Below are 16,818 nucleotides of genomic sequence, written 5' to 3'. Positions count from 1 at the left end.
GAACATATTGTGAAGTGCGTTGCAGAAAGGAAAAACATGGAGTATATTAAAAGTGTAGAAAGTAAGTGAAGATATTCACAAACTTTCTTGTAAAAGCTGGCCGGCTTAATTATTTTTTGTTTAGTATTGTGAAGTTATTCACAAAATAACAAAGCGGGAGACGATGATCATGAAAGTGCTGAAAACTCCACAGGCAGCGGCAATATGGACTGTATTAAGAATATGGCTCGGCATTCAATGGATTGAAGCGGGATGGCATAAACTCGCTGATGGCTTTGATGCAGGGGGATTCCTGCAGGGGGCGATCGCCCAGGCAGGAGGGGACCATCCAGCTGTACAGGGCTGGTATGCCGGATTCCTCGAGCACTTTGCTCTTCCGAATGTTGGATTGTTCAATGTTCTGATACCTTGGGGAGAACTTCTGGTTGGAGCCGGGCTTGTACTTGGGGCAGCAACCATTCCTGCCCTGATTGCGGGTGCATTCATGAATCTTAACTTTCTTCTGGCCGGTACAGTAAGCACGAATCCGATTTTATACACAGCAGCGGTCCTCCTCTTATTCGCAGGCGGGGCAGCCTATTACTGGGGTGCTGACCGCATCATGATTCCTTATTTTAAGAACATGGCAAAGAAGAAGAAAACGGCCGTTTTTGCGAAAAGGCATGCCCACGGGCACTAGGAAAGAGAAAAGCAGCAGGTTCTGGACCTGCTGCTTTTTTTATGCTGAGAGAGTGCGGGCAAATGCCCTCAGCCGGTCAGCGGCTGTTTTTGGCGCGCTGGTCGGCAGCTTTTGAACGTGCCATTGCTTCTAAATCATCATGGTCTGCAAGGTCGCGGTCAAATTCGACATCCAGTCCATCTGATTTCATGTTCTTCGGAACTTGTGGAAGTGATGCTTTGTTTTTATCCCGAGTTTTGTGTCCATGTGCACGGCCCATTCGAAAAACCCCTTTCAACAATAAAAGTACGGAATTGGCTTCCGTACTCTTAGCTTGCACCCTATCAAGGCAATTATGAGCATTTTGCATCAATGCTTGGATTTTTTCTTCGTAAAGCCGCCGGCCTGGTCTGCCAGCTTGAACTCCCTGGAGTAAACAACCTCCTGCATGCTTGACAATGTACTCTTGGACTTATCTTTCGATTTTTTATCCATCAGGCACCATCCCTTTCCGAAAAAATGAACTCCTTTTCTTAATTTTTCCTAAAAAGGAAGGAATCATACCTTCTTAATAAATATCTTTCAGTGCTTCCTCAAGCCCAGGATAGCGGAAACTGAATCCGGCAGCCTCCAGCTTAGCAGGAAGAACGCGCTGCCCCTCGAGCACCAGCTTGCTCATTTCCCCAAGAGCGAGCTTAAGTGCAAAGGCTGGAGCAGGAATCCAGTGGGGGCGGTGGAGGGTGCTTCCCAAGGTCCTGCCAAAGTCCTTCATTTGGACAGGATGGGGGCTCGTAAAATTAACCGGGCCGCTTAGGTTTTTATTTTCCATGGCAAACATAATGCCCCTTGCCACATCTTCAAGATGGATCCATGAAACCCACTGATTGCCGCTGCCGAGATTGCCTCCTGCAAAAAGTTTATAGGGAAGAGCCATCCGGGGGAGCGCCCCGTCATTCTTTTCAAGAATGATCCCGAATCGGCAGAATGCGGTGCGGACATCCCATCTGCCTGCCTCTGCCGCCTTTTCTTCCCACTGTTTAACAGTCTGAGCCAAAAAGTCCCCCGCCGGTTCTTTATTACTTTCTGTAAACGTCTCTGTTTCCGAAGTGCCATAGTAGCCAACTGCACTGGCATTGATCAGAGCCTCAGGCTTTTCTTTTAGCTCACTGATTATGTTCAGGACAGCCTCTGTGGCATCCAGCCTGCTTTTAATAATCCTTTTCTTACGTTCTTCCGTCCATCTGCCGCTGTTGATCGATTCGCCAGCCAGGTTGACGATATAATCAATCTCTTTCAGCTGTGCCGCCGGATTGTCACCTTCATTCAGCCACTGGACATAGTGAATATTGTTTCCGTTCTTTTTTCCTTCTGTGCTCCTCGTCAAAATGAAAACCGTGTGGCCCGATTCTGCGAGCTTCTTCACAAGGGCATGCCCGACAAAGCCGGTTCCGCCTGTAATCGCTATTCTCATGGGTGGACCTCCTTTTCCTATACTGTATTTATACGCTTTTTCCTGTGTAAACTCCTTTTCCAGGCTGCAGTTTGCAAGTGATGCAGCACATTGTGATAAAGTGGAGAGAGAGGTGAAGAGGATGCCGGTAATCACAAAAATATCAGTCCAGCAAAAAAGGAAGGACCGCTATAACATTTTTATGGATTATGGCAAGGGTGAGCAGTATGCCTTCAGTGCCGATGAAGATGTCATCATCAAATTCGGCCTGAAAAAAGGGATGGAGCTTGACGCGCTCTCCCTGACCCAAATAGAATTTCAGGATGAAATCAGAAAAGCTTATAACCAGGCTATTCATTATTTATCCAGAAGAATGAGATCGGAAACAGAGGTAAGGAAGCATCTTGCTGAAAAAGAAACAGATGAAAGCATCATCAATGAAGTCATCGTTAAGCTGTACGAATATAAATTTCTGAATGACAACGAATTTGCCATCGCTTATGTGAGGACACAGGCCAATACGTCTGATAAAGGCCCTGACGTCATTAAACGGGAGCTGAAGGAGAAGGGGATATCACAGCCTGATATAGAGGAAGCCATACAGGAGTTCCCTGTTGAGGACCAGGTCGAAGCAGCAGTAAAGCTGTGCCAGAAATATGCAAAAAAGTACAGCAGGGAATCACAGAGGCTTCTGAAACAGAAGCTTGAGCAGATGCTCCTCAGGAAAGGCTATCCTTTCTCCGTAATCAATATTGCCGTCGAAGAGGCAGAGTTTGAGGAAGACGATGACGGCGAAATGGACGCCATCCGCTATCAGGGAGAAAAAGCCTATCGGAAATACGAAAAGCTGCAGGGCTATGAATATAGGCAAAAAATGAAGCAGGCACTCTTTAGAAAAGGATTTCCGATTGAATTGATTGACCGGTTCCTTGAGGAAAAGGAAGAGGAAGAATAGAAGACAGGCAGCGGGTATTTGCGCTGCCTGTTTTTTTGTTCTACATCCAATCATTTTCCGGATTCAATCACAATCTTCTCTTCAAAACGGTTCTCGGTAATTATGCCGGCTACCTCAGCAGGTGAGCGGAGGCGTGAGCGGTCTGAAATATAGTTGTTATGATCCCAAAATGGGGTGTCCATGCCGCCCATATATACTGCCTGGATCAGGACCGGATCGTTTTCGTATTCTTTCTGCAGGCTTTCAGTAAAGCCCCGGGCCGCGAATTTGCTGGCACAGTATGCAGCTTCATTTGCTTTGCCGCGCAGCCCGGCAGTTGAAATGATATTCATAAGGAAGCTGCCCTTCTTTTGCTTGATAGCAGGGAGGAGTGCCTGTGCCATGTAGATGGTGCCCATCAGGTTGACTGTGAGCATATCATGGAGCTCCTCGTCCTTCAGGTCTTCAAAAGGACCGAAATGCCCAACGCCGGCATTGTTGATCACACCGTACAAATCAAATTGCTCTGGCAGTCCCGCAGCTTTCTCCTTTACTTCAGCCGGCTTGCTTATATCAAGAATCAGGATATCCGCCTTTCCCCCCTGGCTGGAGATTGCTTCTTTCGTTTCCTGGAGAGCTGCTTCACGCCTTCCGGATAGTATGATATGGAAACCAAGGCCGGCGTATTTAAGGGCCAGCTCCTTTCCAAGACCGGTGCCAGCGCCGGTGATGATAACTGATTGCATGTTGAGTCCTCCTTCAAGGGTAAAGTCCTTTATTTATACAGCTCTTTTCACTATACTAAAAAAAGATGAAGTTTTCCTCCGGCAGGCCGGACACAGGAATAAAAAAGGATGGATTATAATGGCGCAGGAGAAAAGATACAGTCAGCTTTCCCAGTACGAACTGCAGCAGGAAATCGCCAGCTTGCATGAACAGGCGAGAAAGGCTGAACAAATGGGCATGCTCAGTGAATTTGCTGTCCTCGAGAGAAAAGCCGTCATGGCCAAAGCATACCTTCTTGATCCGAAGGACTTTAAAGCAGGGGAGATTTATGAAGTGGATGGCGATCCCGGCTCATATTTTAAAATAGATTATTTGAATGGTGTGTTCGCCTGGGGCTTCAGGCTGCATGGCGGAAAGGAGGAAGAGGCGCTTCCGATTTCCATGCTGAAGGAATTAAAGGAAAATCAGAGCGGAGAGCTCTGATTTCCCTGCAGGCTAGGCCTGTTTCCTTGTTTGCCTTTTCAGAATAATGAGGTCCTGCGATTGCTGGGTCTGCCCATTTACCTGGGCATGTGCATGCTTCGGGCGGTAAAAGGGACCAGTAAACGGACTGGAATAAGGATTGTTATCAAAAAACTTTTTAGAGTTTCCCATAATCAAACCTCCTCATTATTGGTTAAAATAATTCAGGTGTATCATCTGTACGGTTTGATGACGCCCGCATGCGTTCCTGCGGATGGGTGTTGATTGACCCGTCTGCGCGTTTTGAAGCATATTCTGCTTTCGCGCGCGGTTCGCCTTCAAACTTGTTATGATTCTGATTTGGGAAATTTTTTGCTTTGTTCCGCATTCGTTTCCCCTCCTCGAGGTATGCTTGCGCGTGCTGCCTTGATTAGCCGCGCAAGAATAGTATGTGTTTAAAAAAGCAGGCTTATGAACGAAATGCAATAACAATAATATTTGGCAAAGAGGTGCTGTCTATGTTTGAAACACAAGAAAGACTGGTTGAGCTTCTCATGGAGAAAAACGGCAACCTTTCCTACGGCCAGGCCCGGACATGGGTAGAGCTTTTGTGGGATGATTTTGAAACGACCCGTGCAAAAGCGGGCTATGAGTATAAAGGAAGCCAGGTGACAGACAGAATTGTCAGGCAGTGGATTGAAAACTATGGTGCAAGGCTTCATGACTTTGTTGCCAGCAATCCAAAATATAAGAATTTGCTGGAGCAGAAACCGGATGATAAAAATCTCCATTAAAAAAGATGGCAAAAATGCCATCTTTTTTAATTTGGGATAATATCGAGCTTCTTCCGCAGCTTTTCCTCACTGAAAATCCACCCTGTATAAGAAGAAATGATATTCAGGTCATTGTCCAGCTGGACGACGGCAACGAATGGGTAATGTCCGTTGCTGCGGTATCTGAGATCAATGAACCGGACTTCGAATGATTCCTCGAGATCTTCTACCTCCCACCTGTATACAGGGGAGAAGGAAAGAAATGCCGACAAATTTTTATCCTTTTTGGCAGCTTCCAGCACAGGAGTCTGAGGTACCGGCACCCTGTTGAACTGATCCAGGATATCGATATGCCCATTATTGGCCCGGCCGACAAAGAACTGATGTTCAGTCATGATGGCAAGCCTCCACTGATGGAATTTCATGGTCGGGGCGATGATGATTTCCGTACTGTCAGGAATAATGGCTTTCACCGCTTTCAGGACGGCCCGCTGGGCAAGGAACCGGATGATATAGTATGCAATCAGTACGGCATAGATTGCCAGGAATGTATAGCCGGGATGTGCACCCAGTATCCATATGAACAAACCGGCAACATGGATGCCGAAAATGAACGGGTCAAATGTATTGATGATCCCAAGGGCAACCCATTTGGAAGAAAATGGCCTTAAAGCCTGTGTCCCATAAGAGTTAAATATGTCGACAAAAACATGGAGGAATACGGCCCCAAATGTCCAAATCCATAGGTGAAGCAAATTTGCTTCAGGGAAGAATGGATAGATGACCGCGAGTATTGCAAGCGGCCACAGGATGACAGCCGGGATGCTGTGCGTGATTCCCCTGTGATTCCGTATATAGACTGCATTGTTTCTAAGCTTTAATACTGTATCAATGTCAGGGGCCTGAGAGCCGATGAGCGCCCCGATCATGACGCTCGTCGCTGTTGCTGTGCTATCTGCTACAACGGGGTCCAGAGTGGCAAGCCCGCCGAGTGCAAAGCCCATGACCACATGTGTGCCTGTATCCAAGAGGAAAGAACCTCCTTCCATGGAATAATCTGAAGTTGCGCTGTTTCTGTATTTTATCAGTAAAAAGCTTGTCATCAAAGCCATTAATGGTTTACGTTAAAGGAGCTGCCAATATAATGATGAAGCATGAAGTCCAAATGTTTTTGCAGTACGAAGTTCATCCAGCAGATTTGAATCTTTTTAAAAGCACTATCGAAAAAATCGCAGCGCTTCTCCCTGTGTATGAAGCAGCTGACATTTCGTTCGTCTACTCTGGGGCTGAACATGAGCCTTCGTTCGTTACGGAAACCTGCTCACTGCCGACAGAAGCCCATTATTTCGCGCTGAAAAAGCTGAGAAGCTCATGCGGGCACTCTGCATTCGGCTGCCTGGACAGCTTCATACCCGGCGGTCTCGAAGAAATCCGATTCTGGGCTTTGAAAAAGAAACTTTAATATTATATTCCCATATTTCATGGAAGTTTAACATCCGGAGGATCAAAATTGAAAAAAACAGCATTAGCCAACTTAGATGCATTTAATAAAGAAACCTTCCGCCAGGACCTGATCGGCTGGTTTGAACAGGAACAGCGGACACTGCCATGGAGGCAGGATCAGGATCCCTATAAGGTATGGGTATCGGAAATCATGCTCCAGCAGACAAGGGTCGACACAGTCATTCCATATTTCAACCGGTTCATCGAACAATTTCCGACAATCGAGGCGCTTGCAGAGGCTGAGGAAGACAAGGTGCTGAAGGCGTGGGAGGGGCTTGGCTATTATTCAAGAGCCCGGAACCTGCAGGCAGCTGTAAGGGAGGTTCATGAACATTACGGCGGCAGGGTTCCTGATAATCCGAAGGAAATTTCCTCATTAAAAGGGGTCGGCCCTTATACGGCAGGGGCCATTTTGAGCATAGCCTACGGCATTCCGGAGCCGGCCGTCGACGGAAATGTAATGAGGGTGCTGTCAAGAATTCTCTCCATCTGGGAGGATATTGCAAAGCCTGCAACCCGCAAGATTTTTGAAGAGGCGGTGCGGGAGCTCATTTCACACGAAAACCCATCATTCTTCAACCAGGCACTCATGGAATTGGGTGCGCTCATCTGCACCCCGACGTCGCCATCCTGCCTGCTGTGCCCAGTCCGTGAGCATTGCCATGCTTTTTATGAAGGCAAGCAGAGTGAACTGCCGATAAAGACAAAGAACAAAAAGCAGAAGGATGTCCAGATTGCCGCTGTCGTGCTGCGGGACAGAGAGGGCAGATACCTGATCAGGAAAAGGCCTGAAAAGGGCCTGCTGGCCAATCTGTGGGAGTTTCCCAATACTGAAATCAGCCTTGCTTTCCTGCATGAAAAAGATCAGCTGGCAGAACTGATCAAAGAGCAGTATGGCGCCATAATAGAAACAGCTGAGATGACAGGACAGATCGACCATGTGTTCACCCACCTAACATGGCATATCCATGTTTATAAAGGGACACTGCTTTCCCTGGAAGAAGAACGGAGCGATCTGAAGCTTGTAACCGAAGAAGAGCTGAAGGAATTTGCCTTTCCGGTTTCCCATCAGAAAATGCTCAAGCACGTGCAGGAGCATAAATAGAACAGCAGGGGGCAGCCCTGCTGTTTTTTTGTGAATTAGGAAACAAGGATTTTTCGCTTTTCTACTTGTCCAGCTCCGGGCGCTGGAACCTCGAGTCATAAGCCAAACAGGCCAGAAGGTAAAGAACAACCTTCCGACCTGCTCGTCTTATGCATGAGGCCCACAGATGCGGGTCATGCGGACGTTGCCACAGGACGTGGCGCTCTTAGTCCGCGTTCCTCTATTGAACCAGGCTTTTCCGCATGTCTACTCGTAACTGACCCGTGTCCCATGTGTATAGTCAGCTTCCTGCCTTTTAAGGCCGCCGCGGTTTTCGATTTCTTCTATGATTTCACGGTGGATGGTTTGTCCCTCTGCATTGAGGTAGGGAACTACCTGCTGCATGGAGTGATGGAAGAAGGCCAGTTCGCTGTCCTTCCATTCCGTCTTTTTCACCATGGTTAGTTCAGTCATATCCCTTCCGACGTACATACTTTCATTCCTTTCTCTTTGAGCCTGTTGTTTAAGAATAGTGTTATAATCCTGTTTGCCAGATATACATGGAAAAGATAAAATGAAAACAAATGAAACAGGAAAGGAATTACGATTCATGACACAAAAAGTAGCACTTGTAACAGGAAGCAGCCGGGGCATCGGGAAGGCGACTGCCATTTCCCTTGCCAAGGAAGGATATGATATTGTCATCAATTATGCCAGGAGCAAAAAGTCTGCACAGGAAACAGCAGAACAAATTGAAGTTCTTGGCAGAAAAGCCCTGATCGTAAGGGCCAATGTTGGAGATGTAGAGAAGATTAAGGTTCTTTTCCAGGAAATCAGGAATGAATTCGGCCGGCTGGATGTATTTGTGAATAATGCGGCATCCGGTGTTCTTCGCCCTGCTATGGAGCTTGAAGAAAGTCATTGGGATTGGACGATGAACATCAACAGCAAGGCCCTGCTGTTCTGTGCACAGGAAGCAGCCAAATTGATGGAGGAGAGCGGGGGCGGCAAGATTGTCAGCATCAGCTCGCTCGGCTCGATCCGCTATCTGGAAAACTATACAACAGTCGGTGTATCAAAGGCGGCACTGGAAGCATTAACCCGCTACCTGGCTGTTGAGCTCGCGCCGATGAATATCGCTGTCAACGCAGTCTCCGGGGGTGCAGTCGACACAGAGGCATTAAAGCATTTCCCAAACCGGGAAGACCTTTTATCTGAGGCAAGGGAGAAGACGCCGGCAGGGCGGATGGTTGAGATTGAAGATATGGTCAACGCAGTCATGTTCCTGCTGTCCGATAAATCAGGCATGATCAGGGGGCAGACCATCATAGTCGACGGAGGAATCTCCCTGCTCGTATAATAAGTTTAAATTAGAATTTTTTTCCTGAAAATTAAAGGATATTTTCTCTGCGGCTGGTTAAATTAATAGTCGTGGAGGTGATTAACAATGGCAAACAGACAAAACCAAACTCAAGCTGGCACTAACATCCAGGAAGTGCGCCAGCAAAACGCTCAAGCTTCTCAAGGCCAGCAAGGTCAATTCGGCACTGAGTTCGCTAGCGAAACAAACGCTCAAGAAGTACGTCAGCAAAACCAGCAGGCTGAAGCCCGCAAAGGTCAAAACGCTGGCAGACAAAGCCGCTAATTGTACGGGAAGGCACTCTTTTATCCGCAAAGAGTGCCTTCTTTTTATTTTGCTCTTTTCGCATTAAATGCTGTTATTTGAGTGCCATACCCTCCCGGAAAGCCAACCTTCCCGGACCTGGATGAGGGAGTCAGTGTCAGGTTGAAAAATAAGAGGAGAAATCCCCCTATTTTCAAAAAAACTCTAAAAATAGCTCAAATAGACGGAGAAATTCCGTCTATTGACTCAAAAAACTGGAAAATGGGCAACTTCACTTCGCTCCACTTAACCGGAAATTCTCCGCTAATTTATACCCATCCGTACTATATTCAGCAGCTTAACCGTAGAATCTCCGCTTATTTTGAGGGCTTGCTAATGTAAAATAAAAAGCGCTTTTGAAAAAGTTTAGAAGGCAGAACCCGGCTTCGAACATTGTCCAGCTCCAGCGCCTAGCCCCTCGAGGTCACAAGCCACCCTTCCAAAAAGGAAAAGATCGCCTTTCCGGGAGGGGTGTCTTCTGCTTGTCGGGGATGAACAAGGCGCTTCCGCTTTTCCCTATTCGACAAAACTTCCTTTCAATCAGCAGAACTAGTCAAAGGAAAGATTGGGGCAAAGCCGAAATACATAGGTAGAATCTGAAATTGGGACGGTGACCTGTATGAGTACTTTTGACCTGCTGGTATCTGAACAGATGAAAACGATGGAAAAGCTCCTGTTTCTTCAGTCAGAACTGGAACGCTGCCAGGAAATTGAGCATGAGCTTAAGATAATCCAGGAGGAAACGGAGCTGGAAAGCGTCCAGTTTGAAATCCACCGCATGAAAGAGGAATTGCGCGAGATCCACCGGGTGTTTGAAACCCAGACGGAAGAGGTAATAAGGTCGTACCAGGAAGTGAATCTGACCTGCGGCTGAGAGATAGGCAGCAGGGAAGGCCGGGAAACAGGCTGGATCCTTGTGCTTCAAGAGTGACTATATGGGATAGATAGGGCCATTGAGAGATTTTCAATGGCTCTTTGTTTTAAATTCTTTCTTTAACCGTTATAATAATAGGAAATAATACGTTCTTTGTTGCCTTTTGTCGTTTTAGGAAACTTGTGCAAGTCATTTGATAGGTTGCAAAGCGTTTGGGAATGAAAGTAGGGGAGAAGAAATGGGCGTACCCATCGAAGGAGAACCGATGCAAATACACAGCTACAAACACAATGGGCACATCCATCGCGTCTGGGAGGAAACGACTGTCCTAAAAGGGACACAAAGTCTTGTGATCGGAGGAAATGACAGGACGATTGTAACCGAATCCGACGGAAGGACCTGGGTGACCCGGGAGCCGGCAATCTGTTATTTTCATTCACAGTACTGGTTCAATATCATTGGTATGATCCGGGAGGATGGCGTGTATTATTACTGTAATATCAGCTCTCCTTTTATATTTGACGGCGAAGCGCTGAAGTATATTGATTATGACCTGGATATCAAGGTTTTTCCGGATATGACATTCAATCTTCTTGATGAAGATGAATATGAGCGGCACCGGAAGGAAATGAACTATCCTGAAGTCATCGACCGGATATTAAAAGCGAATGTCGATAAGCTGATCCAGTGGATCCGCCAGCGGAAAGGGCCTTTTGCCCCGGATTTTATCGACATTTGGTATGAAAGATATTTAACCTACAGACGCTGATATTAAGGATAAAAAATGCCTATGTAGCACCTGTTGACCTTGTTTCAACAGGTTTTTATCTGTTTAAAAGAGGTATTCTATAGAGAGAGCATTAAGGGGGGCAGCAATTGGACAGCATCAAAAGATATATGAAGTTTGTTAAGCCGTACCGGCTGCAAATTATCGGCACACTTTTAATCGGCATTATAAAATTTGCCATTCCGCTTTTGATTCCGCTTTTAATTAAATATGTAATTGATGATATCGTCGGGAATGATTTACTGTCCCAGAGCGGAAAAACGGAAAGGCTGCTATGGATCATGGGAGCCATGATTGTCATTTTTGTGCTGGCCCGTCCGCCGATTGAGTATTACCGGCAGTATTTCGCACAATGGACAGCAAGCAAAATCCTTTATGATATCCGTGATAGTCTGTTTCACCATATCCAGAAGCTCAGCTTCAAGTTTTATTCCAATAACAGGGCAGGGGAAATCATTTCAAGGGTCATCAATGATGTGGAACAGACAAAAACCTTTGTAGTGACAGGCCTTATGAACCTATGGCTTGATATTGCAACAATTATTATAGCGGTCGTAATTATGTTCAATATGGATATTACACTGACGATTGTTTCTCTGATTCTTTTCCCATTCTATGCTTTCAGTGTCAGGTATTTCTTCGGGAACCTGAGAAAACTGACCCGTGTGCGTTCACAGGCGCTGGCCGAGGTTCAGGGATATTTGCATGAACGTGTCCAGGGAATGGCCGTTGTAAAGAGCTTTGCCATTGAAGATCATGAGCAGAAGCAGTTTGACAGCCAAAATAAAAATTTCCTGGAGAAAGCCATCGACCATACAAAATGGAATGCGAAGGCTTTCGCTGTCGTTAACACCATAACCGATATAGCGCCATTGATCGTCATCGGCTATTCAGGCTATTTGGTTATACAGGACGACTTGTCGATTGGAACAATGATGGCGTTTATCGCCTATATTGACAGGCTTTATAATCCGCTTCGCCGGCTTGTCAATTCTTCCACCACCCTGACGCAGTCGATTGCATCCATGGACCGGGTGTTTGAGCTGGCTGATGAAAAGTACGACATTGATGACTCGCCGGACAGCATTGAAGTGACCAATGTGAAGGGCCATATTCAATTCAACCATGTGGACTTCTCATATGATAAGGAAGAAGAAACTGTGTTAAAGGATATCTCCCTTGATGTCCGGCAGGGAGAAACGATTGCACTCGTTGGGATGAGCGGAGGAGGAAAATCTTCCTTGATCAGCCTGATTCCCCGTTTCTACGACGTCACAAAGGGGGAAATCCTGCTTGATGGGACGGATATCAGGCGGTTTAAGGTACGTTCTCTCCGTGATAAAATCGGAATTGTATTGCAGGATAATATCCTTTTTAGTGAATCCGTTAAAACCAATATCCTTCTCGGCAAGCCGCATGCGAGTGATGAAGAAGTGATTGCAGCTGCCAAGGCAGCCAATGCACATGATTTCATCATGAACCTCCCGGAAGGTTATGAGACTAAAGTCGGGGAAAGGGGTGTCAAGCTGTCTGGGGGGCAAAAGCAGCGGGTGGCCATCGCAAGGATTTTCCTGAAGAATCCGCCGATCCTGATTCTTGATGAAGCTACATCGGCTCTTGACCTGGAAAGCGAGCATCTCATCCAGGAGGCTTTGGAAAAGCTGGCTAAAGACAGGACCACATTCATTGTAGCCCACCGGCTCTCCACGATTACCCATGCCGATAGGATTGTCCATATCGAGAATGGGGAAATTGCCGAAATCGGCAATCATGAAGAACTTATGGCCAGACAGGGTCATTATTATAACTTATTCCAGGTACAGCAGCTGGAGCATTAAGAAAACCCTCCTCTTCTACAGAAGTAATCTTGTAGAAGGGGAGGGTTTTTTCCAATTTAATACAGGTAATTTTGCTCATATAGCAAAACACCAGAGCATATGATTGGAAAAGCCGCTTTCATTTACTGGATTTATTTAGTATTCCTAAATACTATTTCAAAGATTTAATATATTTAAATAATTTGGAAAAATCAGTAGACTTGTTTAATCTTTTTTTATAGAATGAGAAAAAGATAGTGACCAAAGGTACAAATTTAAAGGGGCATACTGTGAGGATGCCCTCCTGGTTCACGGCATTTAAACTGCAGGAAATCAGGAGAACCCATGAAAGACCAGTGCTTCAGCATGGAAAAAAGGAAGGAGTAATGGTGTGAGTCAAGCTCCCGTTTTAGATGTAAAGCAGCTGAAAACCTCCTTTTTTTCTTCAGATGGAGAAATACCAGCTGTGGATGAAATCAGTTTTTCGGTCCGTAAAGGTGAAATTCTGGGAATAGTAGGCGAATCAGGCTGCGGCAAAAGCGTGACGTCGCTGTCAATCATGAAGCTGATCCCCCAGCCGCCCGGGAAAATCACAGGCGGCGAGATTCTGCTCAATGGCGAGGATCTGGTTGCAGCTTCAGAGAGCAGGATGAGGGAAATAAGAGGGAATGAAGTGGCGATGATTTTCCAGGAGCCGATGACTTCCCTTAACCCGCTGTTCACAATCGGCAGCCAGCTGGTTGAGGGCATTATGATACATAAGAAAATAAAGAAAAAGGAAGCGGCCAGCCAGGCTGTAGAAATGCTCAAGCTTGTAGGGCTGCCAAGGGCAGAGCAGATCATGAAGGAATATCCGCACCAGCTTTCAGGGGGGATGAGGCAAAGGGTGATGATTGCCATGGCCCTCTCCTGCCATCCGAAGCTGCTGATTGCGGATGAACCGACTACAGCGCTCGACGTGACGATCCAGGCCCAGATCCTCGCTCTTATGAAGGACTTGAATAAAAAGCTTGATACGGCCATCATGATGATCACCCATGACCTTGGCGTTGTTGCCGAGGTCTGTGAAAGGGTCATAGTCATGTATGCAGGCAAGGTAGTCGAGGAAGCGCCTGTCAGGGAAATCTTCAAAAACGCCAAGCATCCTTATACAATCGGGCTTCTCCAGTCGGTCCCCGATATAAGGGAGAGGAAGGACAGGCTATACTCGATACCGGGTAATGTCCCTAAGCCTGGTTCAGTCAAGCATGGCTGCCGATTTGCGGCAAGATGCGAATTTGTCCATGACCGCTGTCTGTCGGAAACGCCGGAGCTGTACCGGGGAAATTCGCCGGTGCACACAGTAAGATGCTTTCTTCATGATGAATCAGGAGGTGCAGCCAATGACGGAAGTTCTGCTTGAGGTCAATCAGCTTAAAAAGTATTTCCCAATAACGGGCGGCCTTTTTGGCAAGAAGACCGGAGATGTAAAGGCCGTTGATGATGTCAGCTTTTATGTCAATAAAGGGGAAACACTCGGGATTGTAGGGGAAAGCGGCTGCGGTAAGTCAACGACCGGCAGGATGCTGATGAGGCTGATTGAACCAACCGAAGGAAAGGTGCTGTTTGAAGGGAAAGAACTGACAGGACTGAACGATTCGGAAATGAGAAAGATGCGCAAGGAAATGCAAATGGTATTCCAGGATCCGTTTGCTTCCCTGAATCCCCGCCATACAGTCGAAAAAATCCTTGAGGAGCCGCTGATCGTCCACGGGATGGGGGATAAGAAAGAGCGGAAGCAAAAGGTAAAAGAGATGCTCGAAGTCGTCGGTTTGAGCAGCTGGCATGCGAAAAGATATCCCCACCAGTTCAGCGGCGGACAAAGGCAAAGGATCGGGATTGCACGGGCCCTGATGACCAGGCCGAAGCTGATCATTGCGGATGAGCCGGTCTCTGCGCTCGATGTTTCCATACAGTCACAGGTGCTGAACCTGCTTGAAGACCTGCAGAAGGAGTTTCAGCTGACTTATATTTTCATAGCCCATGATCTGGGTGTTGTCAGACATATCAGCGACAGGGTGGGAGTGATGTATCTTGGGAGGCTGGTAGAAATCACGACGGCTGAAAAGCTGTATGAAAAGCCTTTGCATCCCTACACGTCAGCCCTTCTTGGAGCGGTGCCGGTCCCGGATCCAGATTTGCGCAAGGAAGCGGAGCTTCTGAGCGGAGATATCCCGAGCCCGGCTAATCCGCCAAAAGGCTGCGCTTTCCATACAAGGTGCAGGGAGTGCATGGAAATCTGCACGGTCGAACGGCCGCAGCTGGAAGAAATTGAAGAAGGTCATTTTGCAGCCTGCCACTTATACACCAGTAACAGGGTGCATGCATGATAAAAGAAAGATATTAAAAGGGGGAAAAGTATGAAAAAGCGCAATGGTCTTTTAATGTTGGTTTTTGCCCTGCTGCTGTCACTGGGGCTTGCAGGCTGCAGCGGCAGCCAGTCAAGCGGCACTGATGAAGGAGAGAAAGATTCCGGTACAGATTCGGGCGGTGAAACAGCTGCCGGCGGAACACTTGTCTTCGGGCGAAGCGGAGACTCTGATGCTTTGGACCCGGCCGTTACTACCGAAGGTGAATCCTTTAAAGTCACTGTCAATATTTTTGAAACATTGATCAACTTTGGCGAGCAGGATACAGAAATCCAGCCTGGCCTTGCAACTGAATGGGAGGAAAGTGAAGACGGGCTGAAGCATACGCTCAAGCTTCGCGAGGGAGTCAAGTTCCATGACGGGACAGACTTCAATGCAGAAGCGGTCGTCTTCAACTTCAACCGCTGGAAAGCAGGAAATAAAGAAGAATTCTATTATTATGCCTCTCAATTTGGCGATGTCCTAACAGAGGTAAAAGCAGTTGATGATTATACAGTTGAATTTACATTAAGCAGACCGATCGCTCCATTCCTGAAAAACCTGGCGATGTCGCCATTTGGAATCGCGAGTCCTGCAGCAGTAGAAAAGGCCGGCGATAAGTTCACTGACAACCCTGTCGGAACAGGTCCTTTCAAGTTCAAAGAATGGAAACGGAACGACCGTGTCGTCATTGAGAAGAACCCGGATTACTGGCAGGAAGGCCTGCCAAAGCTTGACTCAGTCATTTTCAGGGTCATCCCTGAAAACTCAGCAAGGCTGAATGCTTTGTCTACAGGCGAGGTTGACCTGATTGATGGCGTAAGCTTCAGTGATGTAGGGCAAATCGAAGGAAATGCAGATCTGCAGCTGTTTGACCGCCCGTCCATGAATGTCGGCTATCTTGGGCTGACCAATACACGCGGCCCGCTGAAGGATAAGAAGGTCCGCCAGGCGCTGAACTACGCAGTGGATAAGCAGGCTCTCATCGATGCCTTCTATTCCGGATATGCTGAGCCGGCAAAGAACCCGATGCCGCCGGGAATTGCAGGCTATAATGATGAGGTGCAGGATTATGAGTATAACCCTGAAAAGGCAAAGGAGCTTCTGAAGGAAGCAGGCTATGAAAATGGATTTGAGATGGAGCTTTGGGCCATGCCGGTTGCACGACCATATATGCCGGACGGGCAAAAGGTTGCTGAAGCCATCCAGGCCAACTTTGCTGATGTTGGCGTAAAGGCGAAAATCGTATCCTATGAATGGGGAACTTACCTCGACAAAGCCAATAAAGGGGAAGCAGATTCCTTCCTTCTCGGCTGGACAGGGGACAATGGAGATGCTGACAACTTCCTGTATGTCCTTCTTGACCAGGATACTATCGGATCCAATAACTACACATATTACAAAAACCAGGAGGTCCATGACCTTCTGATTAAAGCACAGACGCTGACAGACCAGGCCGAGCGTGAAGAGCTGTATAAGCAGGCTCAGCTGATCATCAAGGATGATGCGCCATGGATCCCGCTTGTCCACTCCAATCCTGTTCTTGCAGGAAAAGCGGATATTACCGGATTCAAGCCGCATCCAACAGGATCGGATCTGCTGTCTTCTGTGGAATTTAAAAAGTAAATGGAAAGAGAAAGAAAGGGAGTTCCTTAAAGCGGCTCCCTTTTCTTTTAGCCGGACCGATGCGGCTGGACAAC

At 47.1% G+C, this 16,818-nt stretch carries 22 protein-coding genes; 14 read left to right on the top strand and 8 right to left on the bottom strand.

The genetic code is table 11. The features are described 5' to 3' along the window. Positions 1 to 169 precede the first annotated feature (169 nt). Complete coding sequence (locus tag Q9R36_RS20075; protein WP_101551683.1) at positions 170 to 679, top strand: DoxX family protein; 510 nt, start codon at positions 170 to 172, stop codon at positions 677 to 679. Positions 680 to 755: 76 nt separating this feature from the next. Here the strand turns inward: Q9R36_RS20075 and Q9R36_RS20070 are convergent, their stop codons facing one another. The 3 genes from Q9R36_RS20070 to Q9R36_RS20060 form a co-directional block, all read right to left on the bottom strand. Further along, positions 756 to 938: a YfhD family protein gene (locus tag Q9R36_RS20070; RefSeq protein ID WP_022543504.1), complete on the bottom strand. Its 183-nt coding sequence runs from the start codon at positions 936 to 938 to the stop codon at positions 756 to 758. An 89-nt stretch (positions 939 to 1,027) separates the two neighbouring features. Next, positions 1,028 to 1,153: a YfhE family protein gene (locus Q9R36_RS20065; RefSeq protein WP_009795189.1), complete on the bottom strand. Its 126-nt coding sequence runs from the start codon at positions 1,151 to 1,153 to the stop codon at positions 1,028 to 1,030. Positions 1,154 to 1,226: 73 nt separating this feature from the next. Next, positions 1,227 to 2,129 carry a TIGR01777 family oxidoreductase gene (locus Q9R36_RS20060; protein ID WP_148950959.1) on the bottom strand — a complete coding sequence of 301 codons (903 nt, stop codon included), beginning with the start codon at positions 2,127 to 2,129 and terminating at the stop codon, positions 1,227 to 1,229. Between the two features lie 121 nt (positions 2,130 to 2,250). Between Q9R36_RS20060 and recX the strand changes: the two genes are divergently transcribed. Then, positions 2,251 to 3,063 carry a recombination regulator RecX gene (gene recX, locus Q9R36_RS20055; RefSeq protein WP_248138439.1) on the top strand — a complete coding sequence of 271 codons (813 nt, stop codon included), beginning with the start codon at positions 2,251 to 2,253 and terminating at the stop codon, positions 3,061 to 3,063. A gap of 50 nt (positions 3,064 to 3,113) precedes the next feature. On the opposite strand, the gene Q9R36_RS20050 is transcribed toward recX, so the two are convergent. Then, positions 3,114 to 3,788 (bottom strand): SDR family NAD(P)-dependent oxidoreductase, encoded by a 675-nt coding sequence (locus Q9R36_RS20050; RefSeq protein ID WP_009795192.1) that lies wholly within the window; start codon positions 3,786 to 3,788, stop codon positions 3,114 to 3,116. A 118-nt stretch (positions 3,789 to 3,906) separates the two neighbouring features. Here Q9R36_RS20050 and Q9R36_RS20045 point away from each other — a divergent pair, with 118 nt between their 5' ends. Continuing rightward, entirely contained in the window at positions 3,907 to 4,251 is a 345-nt protein-coding gene (locus Q9R36_RS20045) for a YfhH family protein (RefSeq protein WP_035403156.1), read from the top strand. Positions 4,252 to 4,263: 12 nt separating this feature from the next. Here the strand turns inward: Q9R36_RS20045 and Q9R36_RS20040 are convergent, their stop codons facing one another. Together Q9R36_RS20040 and Q9R36_RS20035 are read right to left on the bottom strand one after the other, a co-directional pair. Continuing rightward, the gene (locus tag Q9R36_RS20040; RefSeq protein WP_009795194.1) at positions 4,264 to 4,422 is read right to left on the bottom strand and encodes a YpzG family protein; all 159 of its coding nucleotides are present in this window, start codon (positions 4,420 to 4,422) and stop codon (positions 4,264 to 4,266) included. 22 nt (positions 4,423 to 4,444) lie between these two features. Further along, complete coding sequence (locus Q9R36_RS20035; RefSeq protein ID WP_009795195.1) at positions 4,445 to 4,618, bottom strand: small, acid-soluble spore protein K; 174 nt, start codon at positions 4,616 to 4,618, stop codon at positions 4,445 to 4,447. A gap of 130 nt (positions 4,619 to 4,748) precedes the next feature. On the opposite strand from Q9R36_RS20035, the gene Q9R36_RS20030 reads away from it, so the two are divergent. Then, a complete protein-coding gene (locus Q9R36_RS20030) occupies positions 4,749 to 5,024 on the top strand; it encodes a YfhJ family protein (RefSeq protein ID WP_022543506.1) in 276 nt (91 codons plus the stop codon). A gap of 26 nt (positions 5,025 to 5,050) precedes the next feature. Here the strand turns inward: Q9R36_RS20030 and Q9R36_RS20025 are convergent, their stop codons facing one another. Further along, a complete protein-coding gene (locus tag Q9R36_RS20025) occupies positions 5,051 to 6,031 on the bottom strand; it encodes a metal-dependent hydrolase (protein WP_022543507.1) in 981 nt (326 codons plus the stop codon). A 116-nt stretch (positions 6,032 to 6,147) separates the two neighbouring features. On the opposite strand from Q9R36_RS20025, the gene Q9R36_RS20020 reads away from it, so the two are divergent. Together Q9R36_RS20020 and mutY are read left to right on the top strand one after the other, a co-directional pair. Further along, the gene (locus Q9R36_RS20020) at positions 6,148 to 6,465 is read left to right on the top strand and encodes a hypothetical protein (protein ID WP_022543508.1); all 318 of its coding nucleotides are present in this window, start codon (positions 6,148 to 6,150) and stop codon (positions 6,463 to 6,465) included. Between the two features lie 48 nt (positions 6,466 to 6,513). After that, positions 6,514 to 7,611 (top strand): A/G-specific adenine glycosylase, encoded by a 1,098-nt coding sequence (gene mutY / locus Q9R36_RS20015; RefSeq protein ID WP_009795199.1) that lies wholly within the window; start codon positions 6,514 to 6,516, stop codon positions 7,609 to 7,611. A 246-nt stretch (positions 7,612 to 7,857) separates the two neighbouring features. Here the strand turns inward: mutY and Q9R36_RS20010 are convergent, their stop codons facing one another. Continuing rightward, positions 7,858 to 8,082 (bottom strand): hypothetical protein, encoded by a 225-nt coding sequence (locus Q9R36_RS20010; protein ID WP_009795200.1) that lies wholly within the window; start codon positions 8,080 to 8,082, stop codon positions 7,858 to 7,860. 118 nt (positions 8,083 to 8,200) lie between these two features. Here Q9R36_RS20010 and fabL point away from each other — a divergent pair, with 118 nt between their 5' ends. From fabL to Q9R36_RS19970, 8 genes are all read left to right on the top strand, one after another. Then, a complete protein-coding gene (fabL, locus tag Q9R36_RS20005; RefSeq protein ID WP_311225848.1) occupies positions 8,201 to 8,950 on the top strand; it encodes an enoyl-[acyl-carrier-protein] reductase FabL in 750 nt (249 codons plus the stop codon). Between the two features lie 87 nt (positions 8,951 to 9,037). Then, positions 9,038 to 9,235, top strand: coding sequence for a gamma-type small acid-soluble spore protein (locus tag Q9R36_RS20000; RefSeq protein WP_009795202.1), 198 nt, complete (start codon positions 9,038 to 9,040; stop codon positions 9,233 to 9,235). A gap of 637 nt (positions 9,236 to 9,872) precedes the next feature. Continuing rightward, complete coding sequence (locus Q9R36_RS19995; RefSeq protein ID WP_009795203.1) at positions 9,873 to 10,127, top strand: YgaB family protein; 255 nt, start codon at positions 9,873 to 9,875, stop codon at positions 10,125 to 10,127. 238 nt (positions 10,128 to 10,365) lie between these two features. Further along, positions 10,366 to 10,896: a nucleoside tri-diphosphate phosphatase gene (ntdP, locus tag Q9R36_RS19990; protein WP_009795204.1), complete on the top strand. Its 531-nt coding sequence runs from the start codon at positions 10,366 to 10,368 to the stop codon at positions 10,894 to 10,896. A 107-nt stretch (positions 10,897 to 11,003) separates the two neighbouring features. After that, positions 11,004 to 12,752 (top strand): ABC transporter ATP-binding protein, encoded by a 1,749-nt coding sequence (locus Q9R36_RS19985; RefSeq protein ID WP_009795205.1) that lies wholly within the window; start codon positions 11,004 to 11,006, stop codon positions 12,750 to 12,752. Positions 12,753 to 13,122: 370 nt separating this feature from the next. Next, on the top strand, positions 13,123 to 14,133 hold the full coding sequence (locus Q9R36_RS19980) for an ABC transporter ATP-binding protein (protein ID WP_311225783.1): 1,011 nt from the start codon (positions 13,123 to 13,125) through the stop codon (positions 14,131 to 14,133). After that, positions 14,114 to 15,100, top strand: coding sequence for an ABC transporter ATP-binding protein (locus Q9R36_RS19975; RefSeq protein WP_094769933.1), 987 nt, complete (start codon positions 14,114 to 14,116; stop codon positions 15,098 to 15,100). Before Q9R36_RS19980 ends, Q9R36_RS19975 begins: the two co-directional genes overlap by 20 nt. Before the next feature lie 30 nt (positions 15,101 to 15,130). Beyond that, on the top strand, positions 15,131 to 16,744 hold the full coding sequence (locus tag Q9R36_RS19970; RefSeq protein ID WP_129613409.1) for an ABC transporter substrate-binding protein: 1,614 nt from the start codon (positions 15,131 to 15,133) through the stop codon (positions 16,742 to 16,744). The last annotated feature ends 74 nt before the right edge of the window (positions 16,745 to 16,818 follow it).

Origin of the sequence: Bacillus sp. AG4(2022), from assembly GCF_031844465.1 — a bacterium.
Classification (GTDB): domain Bacteria; phylum Bacillota; class Bacilli; order Bacillales; family Cytobacillaceae; genus Bacillus_AB; species Bacillus_AB infantis.
The sequence above is the reverse complement of the archived record's forward strand: the minus strand, read 5'-3'. Positions and strand labels throughout refer to the sequence as shown.